The organism is Caulobacter sp. GSs2 (assembly GCF_058680895.1).
The window spans coordinates 141664-166244 of record NZ_JBZWJL010000002.1 but is presented as its reverse complement, the minus strand read 5'-3'; the positions used below and the strand labels follow the sequence as shown (position 1 = coordinate 166244).

The 24581-nt window shown below is 65.5% G+C and carries 18 protein-coding genes; 6 read left to right on the top strand and 12 right to left on the bottom strand.

Features of this window, described 5'->3' with window-relative positions:
• Positions 1 to 10: 10 nt before the first annotated feature.
• The 10 genes from ACW17Z_RS19750 to ACW17Z_RS19705 form a co-directional block, all read right to left on the bottom strand.
• Positions 11 to 2284: a methyltransferase domain-containing protein gene (locus tag ACW17Z_RS19750; protein ID WP_492058685.1), complete on the bottom strand. Its 2274-nt coding sequence runs from the start codon at positions 2282 to 2284 to the stop codon at positions 11 to 13.
• 15 nt (positions 2285 to 2299) lie between these two features.
• Positions 2300 to 4282 carry an FTR1 family protein gene (locus ACW17Z_RS19745; RefSeq protein WP_492058683.1) on the bottom strand — a complete coding sequence of 661 codons (1983 nt, stop codon included), beginning with the start codon at positions 4280 to 4282 and terminating at the stop codon, positions 2300 to 2302.
• Positions 4272 to 4910 carry a cation diffusion facilitator family transporter gene (locus ACW17Z_RS19740; protein WP_492058681.1) on the bottom strand — a complete coding sequence of 213 codons (639 nt, stop codon included), beginning with the start codon at positions 4908 to 4910 and terminating at the stop codon, positions 4272 to 4274. Before ACW17Z_RS19740 ends, ACW17Z_RS19745 begins: the two co-directional genes overlap by 11 nt.
• 121 nt (positions 4911 to 5031) lie before the next feature.
• Positions 5032 to 5535, bottom strand: coding sequence for a signal peptidase II (lspA, locus tag ACW17Z_RS19735; RefSeq protein ID WP_492058680.1), 504 nt, complete (start codon positions 5533 to 5535; stop codon positions 5032 to 5034).
• A 131-nt stretch (positions 5536 to 5666) separates the two neighbouring features.
• The gene (locus tag ACW17Z_RS19730) at positions 5667 to 6332 is read right to left on the bottom strand and encodes a class I SAM-dependent methyltransferase (RefSeq protein WP_492058679.1); all 666 of its coding nucleotides are present in this window, start codon (positions 6330 to 6332) and stop codon (positions 5667 to 5669) included.
• 60 nt (positions 6333 to 6392) lie between these two features.
• Complete coding sequence (locus tag ACW17Z_RS19725; RefSeq protein WP_492058677.1) at positions 6393 to 7061, bottom strand: helix-turn-helix transcriptional regulator; 669 nt, start codon at positions 7059 to 7061, stop codon at positions 6393 to 6395.
• A gap of 107 nt (positions 7062 to 7168) precedes the next feature.
• Positions 7169 to 7507: a DUF190 domain-containing protein gene (locus ACW17Z_RS19720; RefSeq protein ID WP_492058675.1), complete on the bottom strand. Its 339-nt coding sequence runs from the start codon at positions 7505 to 7507 to the stop codon at positions 7169 to 7171.
• Positions 7508 to 7612: 105 nt separating this feature from the next.
• Positions 7613 to 10849, bottom strand: coding sequence for an efflux RND transporter permease subunit (locus ACW17Z_RS19715; RefSeq protein WP_492058674.1), 3237 nt, complete (start codon positions 10847 to 10849; stop codon positions 7613 to 7615).
• A 27-nt stretch (positions 10850 to 10876) separates the two neighbouring features.
• Entirely contained in the window at positions 10877 to 12055 is a 1179-nt protein-coding gene (locus ACW17Z_RS19710; RefSeq protein WP_492058672.1) for an efflux RND transporter periplasmic adaptor subunit, read from the bottom strand.
• Between the two features lie 2 nt (positions 12056 to 12057).
• Positions 12058 to 13332: a TolC family protein gene (locus ACW17Z_RS19705; protein WP_492058671.1), complete on the bottom strand. Its 1275-nt coding sequence runs from the start codon at positions 13330 to 13332 to the stop codon at positions 12058 to 12060.
• Between the two features lie 498 nt (positions 13333 to 13830).
• Between ACW17Z_RS19705 and ACW17Z_RS19700 the strand changes: the two genes are divergently transcribed.
• From ACW17Z_RS19700 to ACW17Z_RS19690, 3 genes are all read left to right on the top strand, one after another.
• Complete coding sequence (locus tag ACW17Z_RS19700; protein WP_492058669.1) at positions 13831 to 14256, top strand: MerR family transcriptional regulator; 426 nt, start codon at positions 13831 to 13833, stop codon at positions 14254 to 14256.
• A 141-nt stretch (positions 14257 to 14397) separates the two neighbouring features.
• Positions 14398 to 16803 carry a DUF4238 domain-containing protein gene (locus tag ACW17Z_RS19695; RefSeq protein ID WP_492058667.1) on the top strand — a complete coding sequence of 802 codons (2406 nt, stop codon included), beginning with the start codon at positions 14398 to 14400 and terminating at the stop codon, positions 16801 to 16803.
• Positions 16804 to 16922: 119 nt separating this feature from the next.
• Entirely contained in the window at positions 16923 to 19205 is a 2283-nt protein-coding gene (locus ACW17Z_RS19690) for an nSTAND3 domain-containing NTPase (RefSeq protein ID WP_492058665.1), read from the top strand.
• An 836-nt stretch (positions 19206 to 20041) separates the two neighbouring features.
• Here the strand turns inward: ACW17Z_RS19690 and ACW17Z_RS19685 are convergent.
• Positions 20042 to 20962, bottom strand: a complete 921-nt coding sequence (locus tag ACW17Z_RS19685) for a hypothetical protein (protein WP_492058664.1) — start codon at positions 20960 to 20962, stop codon at positions 20042 to 20044.
• A gap of 450 nt (positions 20963 to 21412) precedes the next feature.
• On the opposite strand from ACW17Z_RS19685, the gene ACW17Z_RS19680 reads away from it, so the two are divergent.
• The 3 genes from ACW17Z_RS19680 (at position 21413) to ACW17Z_RS19670 (ending at position 23613) form a co-directional block, all read left to right on the top strand.
• A complete protein-coding gene (locus ACW17Z_RS19680; protein ID WP_492058663.1) occupies positions 21413 to 22009 on the top strand; it encodes a hypothetical protein in 597 nt (198 codons plus the stop codon).
• A complete protein-coding gene (locus ACW17Z_RS19675; RefSeq protein WP_492058661.1) occupies positions 21999 to 22250 on the top strand; it encodes a nucleotidyl transferase AbiEii/AbiGii toxin family protein in 252 nt (83 codons plus the stop codon). Before ACW17Z_RS19680 ends, ACW17Z_RS19675 begins: the two co-directional genes overlap by 11 nt.
• A 139-nt stretch (positions 22251 to 22389) precedes the next feature.
• The gene (locus tag ACW17Z_RS19670; RefSeq protein WP_492058659.1) at positions 22390 to 23613 is read left to right on the top strand and encodes an ATP-binding protein; all 1224 of its coding nucleotides are present in this window, start codon (positions 22390 to 22392) and stop codon (positions 23611 to 23613) included.
• On the opposite strand, the gene ACW17Z_RS19665 is transcribed toward ACW17Z_RS19670, so the two are convergent.
• Positions 23610 to 24176: an ATPase, T2SS/T4P/T4SS family gene (locus tag ACW17Z_RS19665; RefSeq protein ID WP_492058657.1), complete on the bottom strand. Its 567-nt coding sequence runs from the start codon at positions 24174 to 24176 to the stop codon at positions 23610 to 23612. The genes ACW17Z_RS19670 and ACW17Z_RS19665 overlap by 4 nt on opposite strands.
• Positions 24177 to 24581 lie beyond the last annotated feature (405 nt).

The window sequence follows — 24581 nt, the reverse complement described above, 5'->3', positions numbered from 1 at the left end:
GCATGAGTCATCAACGCCGCCGATGGCGTGGGCGCTGCGCCCAGATCCGGTAGGTGTCGCCGAACACCTCCGGATGATCCAGCTCGTATCGTTGCAGGGTCTGTACATCCTGGATCGCGCCTGGCGCCGGGTGCTCGGCAAGGAAGCGGGTTCGGTCTGCCGCATGGCCAAACTGAAGCCCGAGGAAGTCCAGTCCAGCGGTATCCAACATCTGACCGACCTGCGGCAGGGTGAAGCGATGCTCGTTGACGTGGAAGACGAGGTCGCGGCAGTCCGACGTCGTCCAGAAATCGGAGGCCGGGCTCAACACCACCTCCAGCTCGAGCGGGCGCGGGCGGGTCATCAGGTCATGTCGCAGGTCGCGGACCCCTTCGGGCGTGGCGGGATAGCCCCGGGCTGCGATGTGGGCGCGGGTTTCGACCACGCCGCCGCGTCCTAGCTCACTGTAGAGGCCGATAGACAGCAGGCCGCCGGGTTTGAGCAGACCCGACAGCACTTGCAGACCCGCGTCCGGGTCGGCCATGTGGTGCAGCACGCCGAAACTGTCGATGAGATCGAACCGCTCGGTGAGGACCGGAAGGTCCAAGATGTCGCCTTGCAGGTGCCCGACGTTGGCGAGGCCGTATTCTTGGGTCTTCCGCATCGCGTAGCCGAGGCTCGCGGCGCTAAGGTCAACGGCCAGGATCGACCCATCCTTGTAGGTGTTGGTGACCCGCATGGTCTCCAATCCGGTGCCGCAGCCAGCGATGAGGATCCGCGGGCGTGCGACCTCCGGCGCCTGTCCTTCGCCAAGATGCGGCAGGGCGACGCGCACGGCGTCGGCGAAGGGCAGCGGCGCCCCGAGGCCGCAGCGCGTCCACCGGGGATAGGGGTTCTCTTCGTACTGCCGCTGGACCGCGATTGAGACGGGGTCGGTGGCCGTCTTGAGCACCGGCAGCCTGGCGCGCAACTCCGTCTCCAGCGCCGGTTCGGTGACCTGCTCGCGGACCAGGTCGGCGATGTCCGGCACGGGATCGCGCAACAGCCTGGCCGCGAGCGGGGTCGCGCTCAGAGGGCGGTATGCCGCCAGGATAGCGATCCGAACGGCGTCGCCTGGACGGCGGCCCAGATCATCACGGTCGAGCGCCTGGCCGAGCCGTTCGACGCCCTGGTCTTCGTCAGCGCTGACAAAGTAGGCGTACTCGTTGAGAAAGGCCTGGCGGGCCAAGCGGGTCGCCAAGGGCAATTCGTCATCGAGAGCCTCGGGCGCCTCATCGGTTGCGGCAAGCAGATCCGAACGCAGGCGCACCATGAGCAGCTCGACCGCGACGTTTGGAATGGGGGCCGATCCCAGCAGGACCAGGAACAGCGGATCCTGGACCAGGCGCGCGGCGACCGCGCCGTCTTCGGCGATGATCCGCCCGGTGTCGGCGGGGCGCGCCTCGATGGCGCGCAGCAGTCGATCGACCCCGACGTCGTGTCGCAGGACCGCCAGGGCCGCCGTGGCCAGATTACGCGGATTGATGTCGTCGCGGTCGAAGAGCCTGATCAGAACCTCGCGGAACATCCCGCTAGAGGGCACGACCTTGGTGTGGCGCAAGCTGCTGGCCAGCAGGCGACATAAGTCCGCCGCGTGCGGGCTCAACTCCACGGCGCGCGCCAGGTCGGTCAGCCCTTCGAGGCCTTGACCGAGCTGGAGGCGGGCTATCCCAAGGTTCGACAACAGCCCCGGGACCATCGGATGGCTTGGGGGCATCCCATCTAGCGCCACGGCGAAGAGGGGCGCCGCCTGGGAGGGTTTCCCACGCCGAAGCTGCAGGAGGCCGTAACCGTTGAGCGCCACCGGCAGCTTCGGCGAGAGGCGCAGCGCGGTCTGGTAGCATCGTTCAGCCGCCTCCCCGCGTCCCAGGCCGCGCAGAGCCTCGGCGGCGTAGGCGAAGGCTTCGGCAAAGTCCGGCTTCAGCTCGGCGGCGCGTTCGAAGTACGGCAGGGCCTTGGCAAAGGCGTGGGCCCGACGATGGGTTTCGCCGAGGTTGAACTGGATGAACGGGTTCCTGGGCTGTGCCCCCAGCGCGCGTTGGAAGAGCGCGACCGCGTCGGCTGTCCGCCCCTCCTGCATCGCCACGCCGGCCACCACGTTGAGCGCCGACGGATCGGTGGGCGCGAACCCAAGGGCGAGGCGAGCTTCGGTCTCGGCCGCGCGCCACCGTCCGGCGTTGTAGTGATCGACGGCCCGGCCCACGGCCTGCACGAGTTCGGGGCGGGCAGGCTCCGCGCCGCGGATGGGCGGGTGACGGGCGGCCATGGATCGCCCTCCCCGCTAGGGCGCGTTCGCCGCGTGGACCGCGGCGGTGCGACGGTTGTAGAGGAAGCCGGCTATCAGCACGCCCAAGACGGCAAGCTGCGCGGCCAGGGTCTGCAGGGTGGCGTAGATGCCTAGCACCTCGATGCGCGGCCAACCCCGCACCGCGGAGACGCTGATCATCCCCGCCTCTTGAAGCGCGGCGACACCCTTGCCCGCCAGCACCACGGCCAGAACCGCGACCAAGGCGGCGCTGAACGCGAAGAACTTCCCGATCGGAAGCTTGCGGCTGTAACGCAGCATCGCCCAGGCGATGGCCCCGAGCGCTGCGACAGCCGTTGCCGCGCCGGCGAGCACCGCCGTCGCCGTCGCCGGATTCCATAGCGCGGCATAGAAGAGGATGGTCTCGAACACCTCGCGGTAGACCACGACGAAGGTCAGCAGAAACAGGAACCAAGCCGAGCGGCGCGATAGCGCCCGGGAGAGCTTGTCGCGAATGTAGCGCTGCCAAGCGTCGGCCTGGCTCTTGCCGTGCATCCAGATTCCGACGCTGAGCAGGACGGCCGCGGCGAATAGGGCGCCAAAACCTTCCGTCAATTCGCGGCTAGCCCCGCTGATGGTGATCAAATAGGTGGCGGCCACCCAGGTGGCGGCGCCGGCGGCGAGCGCGCTCGCCCAACCGCCGTGTACAAAGGGCAGGACATCCTGCCGCTCGGCCTTCCGCAAGAAGGCGATCATGGCCACCACGATGAGCAGGGCTTCCAGGCCTTCGCGCAGGAGCACGGTGAAGGCGCCCAGGAACGCGGAAGCCATATCGGCCTTGGCCGGGGCGAGGATTGCCTCGGTCTCGCCGAACAGGTCCTCGATGAGGAGGGCCTGTTCGCGAACCGCCTCGACCGGGGCGCCGCGGGCGATGCGCTGTCGGAACTCGCCCATGGCGGTTTCGATGAGCGCCAACAAGGCGCGATCGCGGGCGGCGATCGCCGGCTCCACCGGCTCGACGCCGTCAAGATAGGTCGAAAGCGCCAGGTCCGTGGCGGCCCGCCGATCTCCCGCCGCATAGGCCTTCACGGTGGCCGCGAGCTTCGTCCGCGCCACCTCCAACACCGGACCGTCCGACCGAGTGGTCACGATGATCTCAGGCTTCCGACGAAGGAAGGCGGTCAGGTCGGCCGCGTTCTTCGCGCCCAGGGTCGCGGCGAGGCTAGCCGGGGTGATGCGGGTGACCGCGGCCAGGTCCGGGAACGCCGCGCGGATACTCGGATCGCCGCGCCAAAGCCGCTCGCCACGTCGCGCGGCCTCCGCGTCATACGCGAACCGGCCGACATAGAAGGCCAGCGCCCAGCGGTCCCCGGGCGGAAGGTGCGCGAAGCTCGCCATCGCCGTGCCGTCCAGGCCCTGGTCGATCACCTGGTAGAGCGCGAAGACGCTGCGGTGATCGGCGCGTGCCCGATCGGTGAAGGCGATCGGGGGCGGATCCATGCCCCTGGCGTCGGGTCCCTTCCCGTCGCCGCTCGCGCCGTGGCACGACGCGCACTGTTGCTCAAAGAGGGCCGCGCCGCGCTGGAGGTCCGGGGCGGTCTGCGGCGCCAGCGCCACGGGATAGGCGGCCAAGAGCTCGGCCGCCAAGTTGCGCGCGCGGGTCGCGACGAGCTCGGGCGCGGCCTTGTCGGCGATGGCTTTCTCGAGCTCGGCGGCCCCCTGCGCGAGCGCCGGCTTCGATTCGACGCCGGGCAGGCCGTTCAGGCGGGTGCGAACCGAGGCGGAGAACTCCACCATCTCGGCGTATTCCGCCGGGTTGGACACCCGGCCGTCCTTCACGGCCCCGGAGTAGTCCACGGCCACATAGTCGAGCAGCCGCCAGATCGTCTCGGCGGCCGTCGCTTCTGCGCGGGCGCCCGGCGCAAGCACCGCCCAGCTCACAATGATGAGACTGAGAAGCAGAAGCTTTCGGAGGCCGGACTCGATCCGAGACGGCAGGCGCGCGCGATCAGCTGACATGTGCGGGTTCGTTCAGCTCGCGGCGGGCGTCTCTGATGATCTCTGTGGCCGAATGCAAGAACAGCAGCGCGATTGCCGCAGCCACAACCAAGTCGGGCCAGGCGCTTTTCGTCAAATAGACCAGGCCGGCCGCGACGATCACCGCGACATTGGCCAGGGCGTCATTGCGTGAGAACAGCCAGACGGCGCGGACGTTGGAATCGCCTTCCTTGAAGCGAGAGAGGATCCAAGCGGCCACGACGTTGACCGCCAGGGCCGCAACGCCAATTCCGCCCATCAACTCCGCCTCGGGAGGGACGGCGTTCAGAGCGCGCCATGCCGCCATCCCGATGACGAAGACGCCCAGTCCGGCCAGGAAGAGGCCCTGGACCAGGGCCACCCGGGCCCGCGCACGTTCGGTCCAGGCCAGCGCCAGCAAGCCGACAAAGGTGATCGAGCCATCTCCCAGGAAGTCCAGGGCGTCGGCCTTCAGCGCCTGGCTCCCGGCCAGGAAGCCGCCGACAATCTCGAAGAGGCCGAAGCCCACATTGAGCACGACCACGATCCAGAGCGCTCGGCGGTAGGCGGGGTCGTGCTGCGCGCGTTCGGTATCCCCGTGGCATCCGCAGCTATCGTTATCATCAGTCATGGCCTTGGCATAACACCTCTAGCCGCTAGAGGATCAAGCCCTGATTTCACCTAGTAGCGGCGGCCATTCGATCTGGGCAATGGTCCGCCAGCCGCCTCACCCTGGCCGCCGTGGAGCAAGGTCACCCCGCGGGCTTGCGGCGCCGCGAGAAAACCAGATCGGAGATCACGAAGCCTGCCAGGCCGACGACGACACCGACGTCGGCCATGTTGAACGCCGGCCAGTGCGCTCCGGCGATATGGAAGTCCAAGAAGTCCGTCACGGCCCCGTCACGCGCCCGATCGACGATGTTGCCGATCGCCCCACCGAGCACCAGCCCAAGACAGAGCAGCGGACCAAGGCGGCGGCTGCGTAGAATCAAGACTACCAGGACGGTCGCGATGGCGCCGGTAAGGCCGAGGATCAGCAAACTCGATGTCCCAGCGGCGTTGAAGAGGCCGAAGGTCACCCCGCGATTGTGCGACAGGGTAAGGTCCAGGTAGGGCGCGAGCGTCTGCCGAGCGCTCGGCCGCGTCATGAGCCAGGCCTCGACGGCGGCCTTCGTGACTAGGTCGCCCGCCGCCCAGATCGCCGCCAGGAAAAGGCCCAGCCAGGGCGCTGGCGACAGCGTCCGATGCTCTTGCATGGGTCCGATCTCCGCGTGTTATGTCGAACCTAACATCTCCAGCCACTAGAGGATCAAGGGGCCTCGTCAGGGATGCGCCGGCGTGAACGATCAAGCGTCGCCGGCGCGGACATGTCGGCCCCAGCTTAGCGTCAGATCGGGCCGCGGGTTGCCGAATAGAGCGATATTGATCCCGTCGGCGTCGGCACGACACGCCCTTCGGAAACCTCCCGGAAGCCGGCCTCGGCCATCAGCTGCGGAATCACGCCGTCGGCGTTCGGCTGAGTGTTCTCAAACCCGTCGAGCGCCTGCACCTGGCGGAAGAGCAGGCGCATGAGGAGGCTTCGCTGGGCGCCGTAGTCGGCGATGGCGAGGCGCCCGCCCGGCTTCAGGATCGCGAACATCGACGCCAGGATGGCGCGCTTCACCGGGAGCGGGCATTGGTGCAGCACCAAGCTGGAGACGACCATGTCCACGCTGCCAAGCTCCGCGACGCCGGCGAGTTCGTCGCCGAACCCCTGCCGCCACTCGACCGCCCCGCCCGCCCCTGCGGCCTTTCGCCTGGCGATCTCCAGAACCTTGGGGTCGGGATCGATAGCGATCACCCGGGCGACCGGGCAGGCGGCCTGCAGCATGAGCGCGAAGGTGCCTGTGCCGCAGCCCACATCGACGATGGTTTCGCCGGCCTGCGGGGCCGCGAGCGCCAGCAGTTGAGCGCGCCAGCGCCGTTCACGGGTCATGATGGCGATGACCCGGTCATAGTCGCCGGTCAGTTCGTGACGCCCGAGCGCCGGCACGAAATCCTTGGTGTCACTCATATCCAGATCCCTTTGACGGGATCCTAGGCCGCTGGTGACCGGCCGGCTTGAACGTAGCGGCTAGCGCTGCAGAGCCTTCGACGCCGCGTCCCACTGCAGGGCGCGGGGAGAGACGCCGAACATGGCCTTCAAGGTTCGGGAAAAGTGCGCGCCATCGGCGAAGCCCGCGTCATGGGCCGCCGCGGTCGCCCCGGCGCCGCCGTTCAGGGCCACCACGGCCCGCCCTATCCGGCGCCAGAGCACGTAGCGGCGGAACGACATTCCGAACGCCTCAGAAAAGACATGCCGGAAACGCTCCGGCGACAGTCCGGTAGGCCCGGCCGCGTCCGCCAGGCGGATCGCGCCGGCGCCGAGGTGACGATCGATGTGCCGGAGGGCTGCACCTAGCCGCTCCCGGTCCGGAACGCCGTGCTGCGGTTCGCCGCCGCCGGCCGACCGGCGGTCCGCCCAGAATCCCCCGGCCGCCCCCTGGGACGCGATGACGATCGGCGGCTCTTCGGCCCAGGCGGCGGCGAGCCGACGCGACAACGCGTCCGGAACGACGCCTGGGGAGGCTTCGAGGAAGATGAGCTCCGCGTGGCGCGTGGGCTCTAGGCGGTGACGCACCAGCGGATCGATGAGGATGCAGCGGCCGCGCCGACGCTCCCCGGTCGGGCCCAGGACACCGATCGGAGCCTCGGCGATCACCGCTTGGGCGGCCAGGTGCCGGTGCGGATCGCTGTCGCCCACGGCCCCTCGCCAAATCGCCCAGTGATCGCCGGCCTCGAACAGGCCGCGCCAGGGCCTCGAGGTCGCGTTCCCCGAGTGAGATCGGGTGGGCGCATGCGCTTCGGAGCTCACCCCCGGGCCTTGCCGTACTGGGCCACTTCCACCTTCTCGAAGGTGGCCAGTCCGATGCCGGCGAGGTCGGCCAGCCCCGCCAGGAAGGCCCGCAGTTTCTCGTCTTCGTCGACCAGCTCGACGACCATCGGCAAGTTGTCGCTGAGGTCGAAGGGCCGATGGGCGTGGACATGGCTTGTCTCGCCAAAGCCCATCCGCCCACGCAGGACCGTGGCTCCTGCCAGCCTGGCATCTCGCGCTCGCGCGACAATGACGGCGAAGGTCGACTGGTCGCCATGCAGCGCGTCCTGGTCGGTATAGATGCGCAGCAGAACCGGTTTGTCGAAGTGTCTCATCGAGCGTCTCCTTTTGGGGTGTTCACCCGTCGCCTCGCCCTTTGAAGATGATGTTCGCGATCTCCTGTTCAAATCGGGACTGGCGGGCGCGACTTTCGTCCAGGTTCAAGCAGGTTGGGGGGCTGTAGGCGTGGCAAGCTCGGGGGGCGTGCGGCGTGCCCCGCCAAGCACCAGAGCGGAGATGGCGGGAAGCACCACAAGGGTGACCGCAGTGGCGGTGATCAGCCCGCCGATCACCACCATGGCCAGGGGCTTCTGCACCTCCGCGCCAGTCCCCTGGGCGATCGCCATGGGGATGAAGCCGATCGCGGGCACGAGGCCGGTCATGAGCACCGGGCGAACCCGCTCCATCGCGCCATCATAGATCGCCTGGGCGATAGGCAAGCCCTCACTCATGCGTTCTCGGATGCTCGACATCACCACCAGGCCGTTCAGGACCGCCACCCCGGCTAGCACGATGAAACCGACCGCCGCTGAGATGGAAAAGGTGATCCCCGTCATGATGAGCGCGAAGACCCCGCCGGAGAGGCCGAGCGGGATGGCGGCAAACACCGCCAAGGCCGGCCGCACCCCGCCCAGCGCCAGGAACAGGATGACGAAGATCAGGATGAAGCAGATCGGTACGACGATCGCCAGGCGCTGGGTCGCGGCCTTGAGGTTCTCGTACTGGCCGCCCCAGACCACCCAGGAGCCGGGCGGCAGCGCCACGGTCTCGACCTTGGCCTGCGCCTCGGCGACAAACGAGCCCACGTCGCGGCCGCTCACATTGGTCTGGATCACCACGCGCCGCTTTCCATCCTCGCGGCTGACCTGGTTGAGGCCTTCGGTGAACCGGAACTCGACCACCTGCCGCAAGGGAACCGATTGTTTCGGCTGGCCCTCCGCCGAGGCGAGCATGACCGGCAGGGCCGCCAACGCCTCCATGTCGTTGCGTTGCGTCATTGGCACCCGCACGATGATATCGAAACGGCGGTCGCCTTCGAACACGGTGCCGGCCTCGCGACCGCCCATGGCCGAGGCCAGGGTGTCGGCGACCTCCTGGACGGTCAGGCCATAGCTGGCGATCGCCGCCCGATTGAACCGGACGTCGAGCGCCGGCGCCCCCGCGGTCTGCTCCACCCGAACGCCCGAGGCGCCGGGTATCGTCTGCAGCGCGGCGCCGATCTTGGCGGCGGCCGCGCTCATCTTGTCGAGGTCGTCGCCATAGAGCTTGATCGCGACATCGCCGCGAACCCCGGCGATCAGCTCGTTGAATCGCATCTGGATCGGCTGGGTGACCTCGTAGTTGTTGCCGAGCAACGGTTCGACCTTCTCCAGCACGCGCTGGACGACCTCTTCTTTGGTATCGACGCCCTTCGGCCACTCCTTCTCAGGCTTCAGGATCACGAACCCATCCGACTGGTTGGGCGGCATCGGATCAGCGGCGATCTCGGCCGTGCCGACCTTGGAGAAGACCATCTCGACTTCCGGCAGGCTGGCCACGGCGCGTTCGATTTGCTGCTGCATGATCTCCGACTGCTCCATCGCCGTGGACGGGATGCGCATTGAGCCCAGCAGGATGTTCTTCTCGTTCAAGGTCGGGATGAACTCCTGGCCCAGGGTGGTGAACAGGACCGCCGCCACGCCGAAGATCGCCAAGCCGCCTCCGATGAACGGCCAGGGCCGAGCAATCGCCGCGCGCAGTACCGGTTCGTAGCGGCGCTTGGTCGTTTCAATGACCCGGACCTCCTTCTCCGCCACCTTGCCGCGCATCAGGATGGCGACCATCGCCGGCACGAAGGTGAGCGAGAGGATGAAGGCCGCGGCGAGCGCCAGCATGATGGTCACGGCCATCGGATAGAAGGTCTTACCCTCCACCCCGGTAAAGGTGAGCAGCGGCACGAACACCAGGAAGATGATCGCCTGGCCGTAGACGGTCGGGCGGATCATCTCCTGCGACGCGTGCAGAACGGTTTCGAGGCGCTCGGACAACGCCAGCAGCCGCCCTTCGTGATGCTGTCGCTGCGCCAGCCGCAGCAGACAGTTCTCGATGATGATCACTGCGCCGTCGACGATCAGACCGAAGTCGAGGGCGCCTAGGCTCATCAGGTTGCCCGGCACATTCATGCCGTTCATGCCGATGGCCATCATCAGGAACGAGAACGGGATCACCAGCACCGCGATAAAGGCGGCGCGGACGTTTCCCAGCAACAGGAACAGGGTAGCGGCGACCAGCAGCGCGCCCTCGGTCAGGTTGCGCTCCACTGTGCCGATGGTGGCGTTCACCAGGGCGGACCGGTCGAGCATGGTGTTGACCACGATGCCCGGCGGCAGCGACGCCTTCACCTGCTCAAGCCTTTCCCCGACCGCCTTGGCGACGGTACGGCTGTTCTCGCCGATCAGCATCAGGGCCGTCCCGACCACGACCTCGCGCCCGTTCTTGCTGGCCGCACCGGTACGCAGATCGCCGCCGACCCGGACCGTCGCGACGTCCTTAACGGCCACGGGGATCCCTTGCCGGGTGGCGATCACGGCGTTGGCGATCTCGTCCAAGGTCCGGACCCGCGCGTCGGCGCGGACCAAGAAGGCCTCGCCAGAGCGTTCGATAAAGTTTGCGCCGACCGACAGGTTGGCGGCTTCGAGCGCCTCGGCCAGATCGGTGTAGGAAACCCCGTAAGCGGCGAGCTTGGACGGGTCCGGCTCCACCACGTACTTCTTCTCATAGCCGCCGATCGAATCGACGCCGGCGACCCCGGTCACAGTGCGAAGCTGCGGCCGGATGATCCAGTCTTGGACAGTGCGCAGATAGGCGGCCTTCGACACGGCGTCGGTCAGCCGATCGCCATCGACGGTGAGGTAGGAGCCGTCGCTCTGCCAGCCGGGGCTGCCATTGCGGACGCGGGCGCCCTTCCCGTCCGGATTGGCGAACTCGATCGAGTACATGAAGATTTCGCCGAGACCGGTTGAGACCGGTCCGACCTGCGGCTGGACCCCGGGCGGCAGGGTGTCGCCGGCCTGGGTCAGGCGTTCGGCCACCTGCTGGCGGGCGAAATAGAGATCGGTTCGATCCTGGAAGACCGCAGTCACCTGGGAGAACCCGTTGCGCGACAGCGAGCGCGTGGTCTCGAGCCCGGGGATCCCGGCGAGCGCAGTCTCGATCGGGAACGTCACCCGTTTCTCGATCTCGATCGGCGACAGGGCGGGTGCGACCGTATTGATCTGCACCTGCTTGTTGGTGATGTCGGGCACCGCGTCGATGGGCAGCTTGGTGAGCTGCCACAGACCCAGGGCGGCGATGATCAAGGTGAGGACGAGGACGTACCAGCGTCCCTTCACCGAGAGCGAGAGTAGGCGGCCGATCATTCGGCGATCTCCGGATAAGGCACTGGGCTATTCGTCTTCTTCCGCCTCGCCCTTGCCGAGTTCGGCCTTGAGCAGGAAGGCGTTCTTCACCGCGATCACCTCGCCAGTGCGCAGACCCGAGCTGATCTCGGCGCGGCCGCCGGAGCGGTTTCCGATCGTCACCGGCCGCGCCACGAAGCCGACCTTGTTGCGCACAAACACCACGTCGTGGCCTTCCCAGGCCTGGACAGCCTCCTCAGGCACTACGATGCCGTTCGTGAGCGACGCGCGGGCGGTGATACGAGCCCGCACCACTTGCCCGGGCTGCAGGAGGCCCTGCCCGCCCGTCATGGCCAGCACAACCGTTGCCGCCCTGGTTGTCTCATCCACACCCGGCGTCACCGAACGCACGACGGCTGGGGCCGTCACCCCCTCGCTGGTCTCCAGCACGGCCGGGTCCCCCGGCCGAACGCGAAGGGCGTCGGCTGCCGTGACCGAGGCTTCGATCTGGAGCTGGGTCGGATCGGCGACACGAAAGAGCTCAGTCTCGGGCTGGACGAAGGCGCCCAGGCTGGCGCTGGCCGACGTGATGCGGCCGGAGATCGGGCTGATCACCATGACATACCGCCCGTCGCGGGAAACGGCGGCCGCCCCGACGGCGGCTGACGCGCTTCGCGCCTCGGCTTCCGCCGCGGCGAGTTCCGCCTCGGCCGCCTCCAGGTCCTGACGGGGACTGACCTTCTGCTCGTAGAGCCGCCGCTCGCGGGCCAACATCTTGCGCGCCAGATCGGCCTTGGCGGCCGCGACGCTGCGCGTCGCCGCGATCTGGCCGGCCTCGCGGCTTTCGACAAGCGCCAGGACCTCCCCTGCGCGAACGGGGTCGCCCAGGCGCTTGTTGATGCGGGACACTGAACCCGCGGCACGGGCGGTCAGGGCGGCCTGGGCGTTCGGGGCCGCCTCGACGCTCGCTTGAGCTGAGATTTCCGACGCCAAGCCGCCGGACCCGCCGACCGTCTGGACGCCGACGCCGCTGGCTGCGATGCGCGCCTGGTCCATGACGACGGTGTCCATCGGGGCCTTGGCTTCCCCCGCCTCGCTCTCCGCCTCGGCAGGCGGGGCGCCGGGGCCCGTCAACTTGGCCGCGGCGAATCCGACGCCGGCCGCGAGGACGAGGGCTGCGCCCGCCAGCAGCCATTGCCGGTTTAAGCGGGTCTTGGGGCGGACCATGATCATTCTCCGAATGGCGCGCGGCCCTGCAGCCGCGCCAGGCCCGCCTCGGCGCGCAACCGCGTCTGCTGGGCTTCCAAAACATCGGCACGGGCGGCTGAGAGCTCGCGTCGCGCGGTGATGACTTCACTCAAGGGAGCTTTCCCCGCCTCATACGCCAAGCGGGTCAGCCGATAGGTTTCCTCCGCCGTGCTCGCGCCTTCCAAGGCCGCCGAGGCCCGCGCCGACGCGGCTTCGATTTGCGAGGAGGCCGTCCGAAACTCCGCCTGGGCGTCTAGGCGCGCCGCGGCGAGGCGGGCCTCTGCGCCTTGCAATTCCCCTTGGGCGGCGGTGATATTGCCGCGATTGCGATTGAACAGCGGCAGCGGGGCGGAGACGCCCGCCACAAAGGCCGTGGTGTCGTTTTCACTTCCGTAGCGGCGGACCCCGACCGACACCTCGACATCAGGAATGACTTGCAACCGCTCGAGCCGCACCCGGCGTGCGGCGGCCTCGCGTTCAGCCTCCGCCACCCTGACGGTCGGCGTCGATAGCGCTTCGACAGGTCCAGGCGGCACGAGCGCGTTGGCTCCGGTGAACACGCTACCGCCGAGCGACGTAAATGGAACCGGCGACCCGGCAAGCGCGGTGAGCCGCGATAAGGCTGCCGCGCGTTCGGCCCGGGCGCCGTCGAGCGCGGCGCGGGCGGTGCTGACCGCGGCCTGGGCCTGGATGCTACGCAACTCAGCTTCCCGACCGGCATCGACCAGCGCTTGAGCGATTCGGAGATCTTCGCGGGTGAGCGTCGCCGCCTCCTCGGCCAGCGCCAGCTTGCGTTCGGCGGCCTCGGCCTCGCCATAGCCGATCGCCAGGTCGTAACCATAGTCGGCGTGGGCTTGGACCAATCGCGCGCGGGCCGCATCGAGGTCTGCGCGCCCTGCCGCGACCCGGGCCGGCCGCTTGCCGCCAAGTTCGATCGACTGCCCGATAGACAAGGTCGTCTCGGCGTCGTCGAAGCCCTTGTAGGGCGCGCGGCTGCCGCCGAAGTTCTCCATCTCGAGTCCGAGGGTCGGATTGGGCCGCGCGCCGGCCTGGGCGGCGAGCCCTTCAGCGCGCCGCACAGCGCCGTTGGCCTCGGCGAGTCGCGGCGCGGTCGACTGGCTCTGAGCGAGCAAGTCCCGGAACGCCGGCGCCGGATCGGCGAGGGCGCGACCGGCGCCTCCGAGGAACAGCCCCGCCGACAGCGCAAGGCCACTCACAGCTATCCGCATGGGCTGGTGGCGCACAAATTGTGGCATAGATCTCTCAATCCCCTTGTTGCTCAAGACCTTCGGCGCCGTAGCGCGAGAGCTCAAGCGCGAGGAGGGCGTTCGGCGGCGGGCGGGACCACAGCTTGTCGTGCCCGGTCGTCGATGTGGGTCCACGACGCCGCAGGTTGGACAAGCTGCACAGTCTCAACGAACGGCTCGGGCAAGCTGGCCACATGCCAACAATGGCCTGAACAGACGTATCCTGCGGCCGAGGCGGGGGATTTAGACGCCGCGCCTGTTGACTGAGCCGTGAAAAACGACCCGCCGACAGCGGCCGTGGGGCCGGGCGACGCTTCGGTCGTGCAGCAAATCCCGGCGCCGAGCAGACCAAAAACGGCCAGGGTGACCACGACCGTCCGCAAGGCGACAAGGCGCCTTCCGAGACCGATCATCATAGTGCCACCCGCCGAAAACATGAATCGCTTGTAAGACCTCTAGCGGCTAGAGGATCAAGCACTATTTCTCCCCAGATCATGGAGCTCTCGGATGCCACGTTTGTCGATCGGACACGTCGCAAAAGCGACCGATGTGAAGGTCACGACGATCCGGTTCTACGAGCAGATTGGCCTACTGCCAGTCGCCGCGAGGACAGAAAGCGCGCACCGCCTCTACGACAACGCCACCATCAAGCGCCTCACCTTTATCAGACAAGCAAGGCAGTTCGGCTTTTCCGTCGAGGCGATCCGCGTGCTCCTCGATCTCTCGGATAATCCTGACCGCGCCTGTCACGACGCGACCAAGTTGGCCCGGGAACAGCTGGACGCTGTCGAGGCGAAGATCGAGCAGCTGATACTGTTGCGGAGAGAACTGCAGCAGATGGTATCGACGGGCTGTGCGGGGTTCGCCAGCGGATGCGGCATCATCGAGTCTTTGGGGAGATCCGAGGTGAGTGAACCCTCATTTGTCAGGTGAGGAAAGCTCCGAAGTAACCAAGCCACGCGCGGTCGGTTGCCCCCGTCTGTGAAGGCAAACCCCAGAACGTAGAAACCGGCCGATATCGCCCGAACTCATAGATTATTTCCGACCACAATATGGGCCAACCCTCGGGTCCGGATGACGCAGAGTCGCAACAACCACTATGTGCCGCGCTGGTATCAGGAAGGCTTCTTCGAGCCCGGCAGCAACACCCTGGCCTATCTCGACCTTGCTCCACCAGCTCACAAACTCGCCGACGGCCGAGTGGTGACTGGCCGGTCGCGCTTCAAAAGTTCTACGTCACAGTGCTTCGTCCAACGCGACCTCTACTCGACGTTCTTCGGTGCCGAGGTGAACGACGAGATCGAACGACGGCTGTTCGGCACCATCGATACTCAGGGCGCGCCCGCGGTGAAGGCGTTCATGAGCGCGGACCCTGCCGAATGGCATCGCCATTTCCAGACCCTGTTCACGTATATCGACATCCAGAAGGTGCGTACGCCCAAGGGCTTGGCCTGGCTGAGGGCGCAGTATCCCGAACTGAATCAGAATGAACTGATGTTCGAAATGCAGGGCGTGCAGATGCTGAACTGCACGGTCTGGACCGAGGGCGTCCGAGAGATCGTCTCGGCCGAAGACTCCGACGTGAAGTTCATCGTCACCGACAGTCCCGTCACCGTCTACAATCCAGCGATACCGCCGGCGGGGCGTGGCGACCACGACCCCTCCATAAGGCTGAAAGGCTCGCAGACGATCTTTCCGCTGAGCCGCGACTTCTGCCTGATCCTGACGAACCTGGAATACGCCAAGGATCCGAACGAAAACCCGCTCGAAAGACGCACGTTCGCTCGCAATTTCCGCGCTTCGATGGTGCGCACCGACACCTTCATCCGCACGCGCAAGCTTGCCGCCGCCGACGTCCTCAGCATCAACGCCATCCTGAAGACTCGCGCCCAACGCTATATCGCGGCGGGTCGCGAGGAGTGGCTCTATCCGGAGCGACAGGTGCCAAACGGATGGCGCGAGCTGGGCGACTCTCTGCACCCGCCGCAGGGGGGGCTGTGGAACTTTGGCGGGGAGATTTTCGCCAAGCTCAATGACGGTCGGGTCCTCTACCAGGATGAATTTGGGCGAACCGAAAAGCCCTACGAGGCCCTCCAGAAGACACCCGACGCGCCACGAGACAACGACTCGTGCGGATGCGGATCCGGGCGGGCCTACAAGACGTGCTGCCGCGCAATCCCGGTCCACCTTCGGCCCAGTTGGACGGAACTGAGCATCCGCGAACGGAACTTGGCGCTCTACCGGGCGGCTAAGGACATCATGGGTGTGGGGCCGGGCGTCTCATGGACCGACGTGCGCAAGGCCATAACCGATGAGCGGATCAGCCGGCTCTACGGCGTCTTCACCGCGTTCTGGCCGCTGGAGACGGATCTTCTACAACTTCTGCCCAAGCCGGACGGACGGCCGAGGGCCGTCTATTCGGGCATGATCCACCCGGAGCTGATCAACGAGTTCGCGGTCGGCGCGGGCCTCTATTTCGGGGAACTGCTGATCATTCACCCTTTCGTCCACGCCGGTAGCCTGCGCAAGGACGTCAGCCCCGTCGAAAACCCCAGCGCCTACCGCCAGGAAATCCTGAAGGCCCTGCTGCTGCTCTTCACCCTCACGCCGCTGGTCGATCTTGGGCTGGTCAACCTTGTCCCTGACCCAGGCGCCTTCGACCATCACCTGCGCGAACAGACGATGCACATGGCCCGGCGGCGATCGACGGGGCGAAGACCAAGCCTCGACCCGCAGGATCGCTCTCTGAGGGTCATGGAAGGGGATATGCGCCGAAGCCAGATGCTGATGCCGATTGATGGTCTGAAGGCCAGGCTCGTCAAGAATGGGTTCGACGCCGCCGACGCCAGCGCTGCGGACATCGCGCTGGCAATAGAACAGATCAAGCTCGCCGATCCGCTGGTCTCGCTGCAGCCGGATTCGCTGGGCGGCGGCAAAGGCGGCGGCGTCCTCAACATGATGCAGCTGCAGCCCAACTTCGAGATGTCGCTCTACCTTGCCCAGGCGACCGGCTCAGCCATCGTCACCGATTCCACCCATCGCTGGGCCGAGATTATCGACGTACTCCTGCGGCGCGGGGTAGACCCTCACAACGGGTTGAGCAATCTGGTCGCTCGCGTGGAGCAGGCCTCCTTCGCCTTCCCGCAGGATGAGATGGACGTGGCGCGCCTTGCTCTTGATGGAACGCTTGAGGCCTGTGCAGTCCTGCTGCGCGACGCCCGCAAATACCTGACGAGCCTCAGGACTCGCGCGCGAAAACCCAACTACGAGGCTGGCCTGGCCGCCCGCTTCAGCGCCTTGCATGCGTCCGGGCAGTCAGCGATCGCCACGCGCGACATTCCAAACGTCATCGGCCGCGTGAAGGTGGCCGCGCCGGTGCAGGGGATTTACGACCCCACCGTCAATCGGCTGCTGCTGATGTCCAACGCCGAGCACTATCTAGACCGGACGCCAATGGCGTTCTTCCTGGAACCGCGCTGACCACAGGCTGCTAGGCCGGTTCGCCCGTTGACGGCGATCCATAGACGTTGAAGCGCGCGCATGGCGATAGGCCAAGGTTCGTGCAAACCTAACCGCCCATCGGCGACTTGAGGCCAGCAGTGCCCGACTACGACTTCCACACGCTATCGCCCGCTGACTTCGAAGAGCTGACCCGCGACCTGATCCAGAAGCGGGACGGCGTCCAGTTGGAAAGCTTCAAGTCCGGCCGCGACGGCGGCATCGACTTTCGGGCGGCGCGCGGACCCAAACAGATCGTGGTGCAATGCAAGCATTATGATCGGTCCGGATATCAGGCACTTCTGCGCGACATGAAGAAGGAAAAGCCCAAGCTCGCCAAGCTGAGCCGGGGCGTAAGCCGCTATATCGTCGCGACCTCTGTAGCACTCTCTCCGGCTCATAAGGAGGAGATCGCCGGCGTATTCGGTTCGATCCTGACGACCGGCGATATCCTGGGCGCCCACGATCTCAACAATCTGCTGGGGCAGTTCCCCGAGATTGAAACCCAGCATTTCAAGCTCTGGCTTTCGAGCACTGCGGTGCTGCAGCGGGTCCTGCACAACGCAGAGGAAACCCAAAGCAATTTCGAGGTCCAGCGGGTCAGGCAGGTGATCAAGCGGGTCGTGCGCACCGGCGCCTACCCGCAGGCCCGCGACAAGCTGGCGCGTGATCGCATAGTCGTCATCGCCGGCCCACCGGGGGTCGGCAAGACCACCCTGGCCGATATCCTGCTCTACGATCACCTCTATCTCGGCTACAAGGTGATCGTCGCCCGCAACAGCTTCGTCGAAGCGCGAAAGCTCTATTTCGGCGGCAAGGCCATCTTCCACTACGATGACTTTCTTGGTCGCACCTACCTGGGCGAAGCCGGTTCAACGTTCAGCAGCAGCGGCGATCGGCTCATCGCCGACTTCGTCGAGTTCGTGCGCGAAAACCCCGAGACACGGCTAGTCCTAACGACTCGCGAGCACCTGTTTCGGCAAGCTGAGGCCGGTTCGGAGCGTTTTCGCGACGCATTGCTGGATCGGGACAAGGTGCTCATCACCTTGCGCCATCTCAACGAGGCTGACCGGGCACGCATCCTCTACAATCACATCCACTTCAGCGCCCTTCCTCCCGAGTACAGAGCTGTGTTGCTGGAGGGGGAGTTCTACCTGGAGATCATCCGCCACAAGAAGTTCTCACCCCGAGTGATCGGATGGCTGGCGGACTACCGCCGTGTCTCCGACACGCCCGCAGCCGAGTTCCAGGCTTTCGTGCGGCGCTTACTGGCCAACCCGGAGGAAATCTGGAGCCAGGCCTATTCCCACGAGATCGGCCACGCTGAACGCAGCCTCCTCCTGGCGCTTCATTCGCTGTCGGAACGATGCGCCGTGTACCGCTTGCGAAGCGCCTTCGACGCGCTGCAAGCGGCGCGCTCGAAACGCTACAACTTCACGACCTCTCCCGAGGATTTCGAAGTGGCGCTGCGCTCGCTCACAGGGGCTTTCGTCAACATCGCCGATCATGACGTAGTGGAGTTCCTGGACCCGTCCGTTGTGGACCTAATGAACAGCGTGCTTCGGAAGGGCCCGCAGAACGCCGTGGACGTTGCAGCCGCGGCGATCTCGATGACCCAAGTCTGGAATACCTGGCGCTTGGCCAATGGCGAAGGTGGCGGCGGTATCCGCAGCGCCCTAGCCTTGGCCCCCGCGAAGCTGGCCACGGGACTTTCAGCCTGTCTGGGCGCGCCACTTCGCGGAAGCGCCAATGGCGCCACGTTCGACTATGCACCGTCGCTGGAGGAACGGGTCAGCCACGTTCTGCACATCGCCAGCGCGCTCGGCGCGCCTGAGCTCCAGGCCCTTGTGGAGCCAGCCCTGCGAGACCTTCACCACGGCTGGCTCTCCTATCGATCCGCGAAAATAGAAGAGGGCGCGGCGATCATCGCCATGCTCGGCCGCTGGCAACTCGATGGCGCGTCCGTCGGCGACTACATCAAACCGCTCAGCGACGCGCTTCTAGAGACCGTACGCGCTGAGGTCGATCCGTCCGAGGCGGTGACCCTGCTGGGCGTCCTGGAAACCGATGTCGCCCGAGATGCAGCAAGATCGGGCCTGAGCAATTGGCTGACCCATGCTTTCGGAAGCTACATGCGCGACTTGCGCTCCAGTGCCGACTTCGAGCAGGCCAAGGAAAACCTGGAATGGCTTGCGCACGAACTGTCGATGAACCTGCACAGCCGGATCCACGAGGTTCAATCCGAATGGGACCAGTTCGAGGAGCACCAGGCCGCCTACGAAGACCACCAGATGGATGAATGGAAAGAGCGTCGCTACGAAGCGCGCGAAGAAGCGCGCTCCGTCCACGATCTCTTCGACAGCCTTAGGCAGGATAAAGATTAGTCTAGGATCACGACGTCTTCCGTCAGCGCAGGGCTCGTGCAAAGCTGCAGCTTTGGTTGCAACCAAAGTGGCGAGATAGGGGTGGCATTTTTAATGGAAGCAGCAAAGCGAGAGCACTTAGAATGGGCAATTCGAAGTAGGGCTAGAAATCAATCTTGCTCTCTACGCCTATTATACTTATTCCATGAATATCCAAATTATTGGAAAATCAAAAAATACTCACAAGCGGCGCAAGATCTCACGGCGGTAGCTTTTTCTCTTTGGCGAGCCGCATTCCTTGCGCAGAAGACCGGAAGGCGTGCTGAAGTTTTTGCTCATGCAAAGTCGTTTTTAGAACGTGTAATCGAAGATAATGCCATATCCTACCCCAGCGACAAAACATCACGCGAGTGGACGTTTAATTATTACGCGCGAAATGCCCGATCATCACTTGAGACACTACATAGATCATGGCCGGCCGTTTGCCCGGAATACGTCACTATTACGCGCACTCCTACAGTTCGTTGGGATTACTGCCAAGATTTGCTTGAAACTATCGTAGCCGGGTTCGAAGCCCATCTCAAATCCCTTACGACAGCCAAAGCGCCGAAGCGCGCGCCTGGCGTAAAAAGCAAGCAGCAAAAGCGGGCCATCGTACGCCAGCTCACGCTAGCTGGCCGCAAGGCCCCCGTCGTTAAGCCCAAATAGGTGCGACACGCCATGCCCGGCCTTGCGGTTCGACCCTGGTCACTGGGAAGAAAACGCCAAGGAAGGCAGAGGTGCCGATCACCTCGCGCCTCCCCGGTGCCTCCGGTGACGGGACCAAGGCACGACACGCCGCCGTTCAAGATAGATTTCTACGATCTGCGCCGCGTGGGCTGCGTGATCGCCGCCAAGGCCGGGTGATCTGACGCGGACCAGCCGGCTGCCCCGCCGATGTTGTGGCAATAGAGGTCTTCGACCGGCCACGTCGGTTCCTCGATGAGTCGGAAAAAGTTGGGCAAAGTCTCCCCTAGGCCAGCGGCGTGGCCAAACTGCGCCGCCAGCAAGATCGCGCAGGCGCTAACCGCCTCGAAGGTGTGTCGCAAGTTTGCCCTGTGAAATTCACCTTCGCGGTTATGTTTGGCGCCGTTGTAGGCGGCGTACCACGATAGACTCTCGGTAGGGTCTGCAGCGTTCCAGCCGGCGAAGGGCCTCAACGGTTGGATCCACGGATAGGCCGGGAAGCTGACCAGATAGTCGCGCAGGCGAAGCACGTCACAGACCACTACATAGGCGTCGGTCTTGGGGCGAAGCCGAGTCGAGCCATTGGCGGCCAGAACACCGCGCCAGTGCATTTCCGCTTCGGTCGCCGCCAAGATCAGCAGGTTGCGGATGTCATGCCCGAAGGTCGCAAAGGTCTCTGAGCAGGGATGGATGGTCCGGCAGATCTGCGCAAGTTGGGCGGTCAGCACCTCGACTTGACCGCGCGATGAGGCCACTAGGCTGGTGTCGGCCATGGGAGACCACAGGCGGGTGTCGTCGCGCAGGGTCAGTGGTCGGGCGATCCGAGGGTGGTGGCGCCCCATACCCAAGGTCAGCGCCTTGAACGGCGAGCCGTGCTCGAACCATGGGGTTTGCGCGGCCATCACTGACCAGACATCTTGGTCGGCGGTCGCTGCGTAGTAGCAGCCTACCCCCCGCTCGGGATCGGTGACGCCGAGGAGAACGGCTTGCTTGTCGTCGACATGCCAGATCTGGGGCGCGTCGTTTCCCATGTCACGAAAATAGATGTTCATGAGTGCGCCTCCATTGCTCGCGGGCGCTCGAACAACATCGCGCCTTCAGCTCTCCAACCTAGGCTATTGCTTCCCCCGCCGATCAAGGATTTTCGCCAAGCTTCACTATTGCGGCTGCGAAAAGCGATCTGAAGCGGAGAGCGTTGACGTTGCACGGGTGCGCCGTCCCAAACCTGGTGCTAATTCCGCGCCCCTCGTCGGCCTTCCGGCGAGCGGACCTTCCCAAGGTCAGAGAAGAGTCAGATTTTCCCGTTCCGACCAGCCTGACCCCGGCGCTGCGGCGTCCTCCACTTCCGCCAACCCTTTCGGCCCACGGGCTTAGGCCAGCGGCAGGAGCCCGACTCAACGGCCCTGCTACGGCCAACAGATCAAGTCGTCGCCCGAGAGTAGTTTGCATGGATTCTTAATGACATTCCTTGCAAACGGGCTGCGGAGGCCTAGATTGGAGCCGTGAGCAAGTTCGACCAGTTCAAGGCAAAGCTGCGACCCGGCCAGACCTACCGCCGAGCCGACTTGGCCGCGTGGTCGACCGCTGTCGATCGCCACCTCAAGGAGGCCCTGCAAGCCGGCGCGCTGACCAAGCTGGCCGGCGGGCTCTATTACGCACCCAAAGAGACCGCCTTCGGCCAGGCGCCGCCGCAGGATGACACCCTCGTCGCCACCTTCCTGAAAGGCGGCCCGTTCCTGCTGGCCTCGCCCAACGCCTATAACGCGCTGGGCGTCGGCACGACACAGCTGCACAACAAGACCGTGGTCTATAACCACAAGCGCCACGGCAAGTTCGCCCTGGGTGGCCGCACCTATGATTTCCGCATGAAACCCACCTTCCCCAAGAAGCTCAGCCTTGAGTTCCTGTTGGTCGATCTGGTCAACAATCTCGACCGGCTCGGCGAAGACCCCCGGGAAGTCCTGGAGCGGGTCAAGGATCGCCTGTCCTTGAGCGACACGGCACGCCTGAAGAAGGCCGCCCAGACCTATGGCTCCGAACGGGCCAAGAAGTTCTTCGCTCGCGCCCTCGCCGAGGTCGGAGTCCAGCATGCCGCCTGATTTCCTGCACAACCATTGCCAGTTCGGCGACCTGATCCGCATCGTCGGCGCGAACGAGAAGATCGAGCCGGCCCTGGTCGCGAAGGACTACTGGATCATGCAGAGCCTCTACGGCCTGCAGCAGCTGGGCCTCGCCTTCGAGCTGAAGGGCGGCACCTCCCTCTCCAAAGGTTACGGCCTCATCGACCGGTTCTCGGAGGATATCGACAACCTGGCCCAAGTGAAATCGCTCGAGCAGTAGCGGACGCTATGGTCCAGCCTTTCCAGGCAACTTGGAAAACGGCGCACGTCATGGCGTACTGATTTCAGTTGGACGGCTTTTGAATTTCAGATAGACGGATCTTCAGTTTCAATTAGACGCCACTTGGACTTCAGTGTTCATGTATCCTCGCCATGCCATCGACCGGATCCGCGAAGCCCTGAGCGACACCCGGGTGGTGCTGCTGGCGGGGCCTCGCCAAGCGGGAAAGACGACCTTGGCCCGCTCGCTCGCCGAAGCCGGCCGCACCTATCTGACCCTGGACGACGCGACCACTCTCTCGGCTGCCAAGGCCGACCCCGCCGGCCTGGTGCGCGGCCTAGACAAAGCTGTCATCGATGAAGTGCAGCGGGCACCCGATCTGCTTCTAGCGATCAAGGACAGCGTTGATCGGGACACCCGTCCGGGTCGCTTCCTCCTGACCGGCTCAGCCAATCTAATGACCCTGCCGCGCGTGGCCGACTCCCTGGCAGGCCGCATGGAAACCATCCGCCTGATGCCTCTGGCGCAGTCGGAGATCCTGGGACAGCCGACGTCACGGTTTCTCGCATCCCTGTTCGCGGGCCAGGTGCCGCCGTCAGGCCCGCCTCGGCTAGGCTCGGACCTGGTCGACCTGGTCCTGGCGGGCGGCTATCCCGAGGCCCTGGCGCGCAAGACCTGGGCTCGCCGACAGGACTGGTACGCCAATTATATCGAGGCCGTGGTCGGGCGCGACGTGCGCGACATCGCCAATATCGACCAGCTTGACCGTATGCCGCGCCTGCTACGCGCCCTGGCCGAGCACTCGGGACAACTGATCAATCACGCCGGCGTCGGGGCCAGTCTCGATCTCAACCATGTGACGACGCAAAAATACACCGGCGTCTTTGAGCAGCTGTTCCTCGTGCGCACCCTGCCGCCTTGGCACAACAACGCCCTCAAACGGCTGACCAAGAAGCCTAAACTGCACTTCCTCGACTCAGGCTTGCTCGCGGCGCTGAGGGGCCTCACCCCCGAACGCATGGCCGCGGACCGATCAAATTTCGGTGCGGTGCTCGAGACCTTCGTCTTCGCCGAAGTGCTCAAACTGACCGGGTGGAGCGACGAGCGCTTCTCGCTCGGTCATTTTAGAGACAAGGAGCAGGACGAGGTCGATATCGTCCTGGAAGATCGACAGGGCAAGATCGTCGGCTTGGAGGTCAAGGGATCAGCGACGGTGCGCAGCGAGGATTTCGCGGGCCTGCGCAAACTGGCGCAGGCCGTGGGTGATCGCTTCGCGTTCGGGGCGGTACTGTACGACCATGAGCAGGTCGTGCCGTTCGGCGAGCGCCTGGCCGCCGCGCCATTGTCCAGCCTGTGGGGTTAGGGCTCGACGCCGGCTTCCAGGACATAGCCGTCCCCCTCGCGCCCCGTAACGCGACACACCTCCCTGACCCGCCGTCCCGTCGCCGTCCGCTCGATGTAGATGATGACGTTGATCGCCTGGGTGATCGCCCGATACGGAATTCGCTGGGTCACTTCCCCGATTAGGTCCTCCAGGCGCGTCAGCCCCTCCAGGGCGCTGTTGGCGTGGACCGTCGCCAGGCCGCCCGGGTGGCCGGTATTCCACGCCTTAAGGAGATCCAGCGCCGACCCGTCCCTCACCTCCCCGATGATGATGCGGTCAGGCCGCCGGCGCAGGGTGTCGCGCACTAGGTCGGTCATGGTCACCGGCGGGTCCGTCCGCTTGGTCAGCATCTGGATCTTGTCCTGCGCCGAGCACTGGAGCTCAGCGGTGTCCTCGATCAACACTACGCGGTCCTGGGCAAAGGCCGGCTCCGCCAGAATGGCGTTGGCGAGCGTTGTCTTGCCCGAGCCGGTGCCGCCGACGATCAGGATGTTCTGACGCCCCGTCGCGGCCTCGCGTCGGCCCAGCCATCTCAGGCGCACACGCACGGTCCGGCAGGATGGGGCGACCGAGCAGTTTCTGCTCGCAATGACCCCAAGCCGCCGATACCGCCCTGCCTGGATGGGAAAACCTGACTTCGCCATGTCTTCTGGAGAGCCGGATGCGGAACGAAATTCGCAAGTCCGGTTCGGGAAGAGGCGGTGAAAAACCGGTCGCTGCGAGGTGACACGGCGCTTGCCGCCTACTTTTACACATCCGCATCGAACCGCCGGCCGATCCGCCTGTGATGACTGGTCGCAACCACGACAAGTCGGCCCATGTCCAAAGCCGCAAGGATTTCTAAGATCGGCTGGCGCAGACCATCGTCATCGACGGCATCACTTCCGTCGAGCGCGACACAGCGTTTGACGACCCTCGCCAGTATCGCAGCGGGGGCATTCGCCTGA

Excerpts from the sequence above, each read along its gene's own strand:
- ACW17Z_RS19750 (WP_492058685.1), bottom strand. The coding sequence starts at position 2,284 with ATGGCCGCCCGTCACCCGCCCATCCGCGGCGCGGAGCCTGCCCGCCCC.
- ACW17Z_RS19745 (WP_492058683.1), bottom strand. The coding sequence starts at position 4,282 with ATGTCAGCTGATCGCGCGCGCCTGCCGTCTCGGATCGAGTCCGGCCTC.
- ACW17Z_RS19740 (WP_492058681.1), bottom strand. The coding sequence starts at position 4,910 with ATGACTGATGATAACGATAGCTGCGGATGCCACGGGGATACCGAACGC.
- lspA (WP_492058680.1), bottom strand. The coding sequence starts at position 5,535 with ATGCAAGAGCATCGGACGCTGTCGCCAGCGCCCTGGCTGGGCCTTTTC.
- ACW17Z_RS19730 (WP_492058679.1), bottom strand. The coding sequence starts at position 6,332 with ATGAGTGACACCAAGGATTTCGTGCCGGCGCTCGGGCGTCACGAACTG.
- ACW17Z_RS19720 (WP_492058675.1), bottom strand. The coding sequence starts at position 7,507 with ATGAGACACTTCGACAAACCGGTTCTGCTGCGCATCTATACCGACCAG.
- ACW17Z_RS19715 (WP_492058674.1), bottom strand. The coding sequence starts at position 10,849 with ATGATCGGCCGCCTACTCTCGCTCTCGGTGAAGGGACGCTGGTACGTC.
- ACW17Z_RS19710 (WP_492058672.1), bottom strand. The coding sequence starts at position 12,055 with ATGGTCCGCCCCAAGACCCGCTTAAACCGGCAATGGCTGCTGGCGGGC.
- ACW17Z_RS19705 (WP_492058671.1), bottom strand. The coding sequence starts at position 13,332 with ATGCCACAATTTGTGCGCCACCAGCCCATGCGGATAGCTGTGAGTGGC.
- ACW17Z_RS19700 (WP_492058669.1), top strand. The coding sequence starts at position 13,831 with ATGCCACGTTTGTCGATCGGACACGTCGCAAAAGCGACCGATGTGAAG.
- ACW17Z_RS19695 (WP_492058667.1), top strand. The coding sequence starts at position 14,398 with ATGACGCAGAGTCGCAACAACCACTATGTGCCGCGCTGGTATCAGGAA.
- ACW17Z_RS19685 (WP_492058664.1), bottom strand. The coding sequence starts at position 20,962 with ATGAACATCTATTTTCGTGACATGGGAAACGACGCGCCCCAGATCTGG.
- ACW17Z_RS19675 (WP_492058661.1), top strand. The coding sequence starts at position 21,999 with ATGCCGCCTGATTTCCTGCACAACCATTGCCAGTTCGGCGACCTGATC.
- ACW17Z_RS19670 (WP_492058659.1), top strand. The coding sequence starts at position 22,390 with ATGTATCCTCGCCATGCCATCGACCGGATCCGCGAAGCCCTGAGCGAC.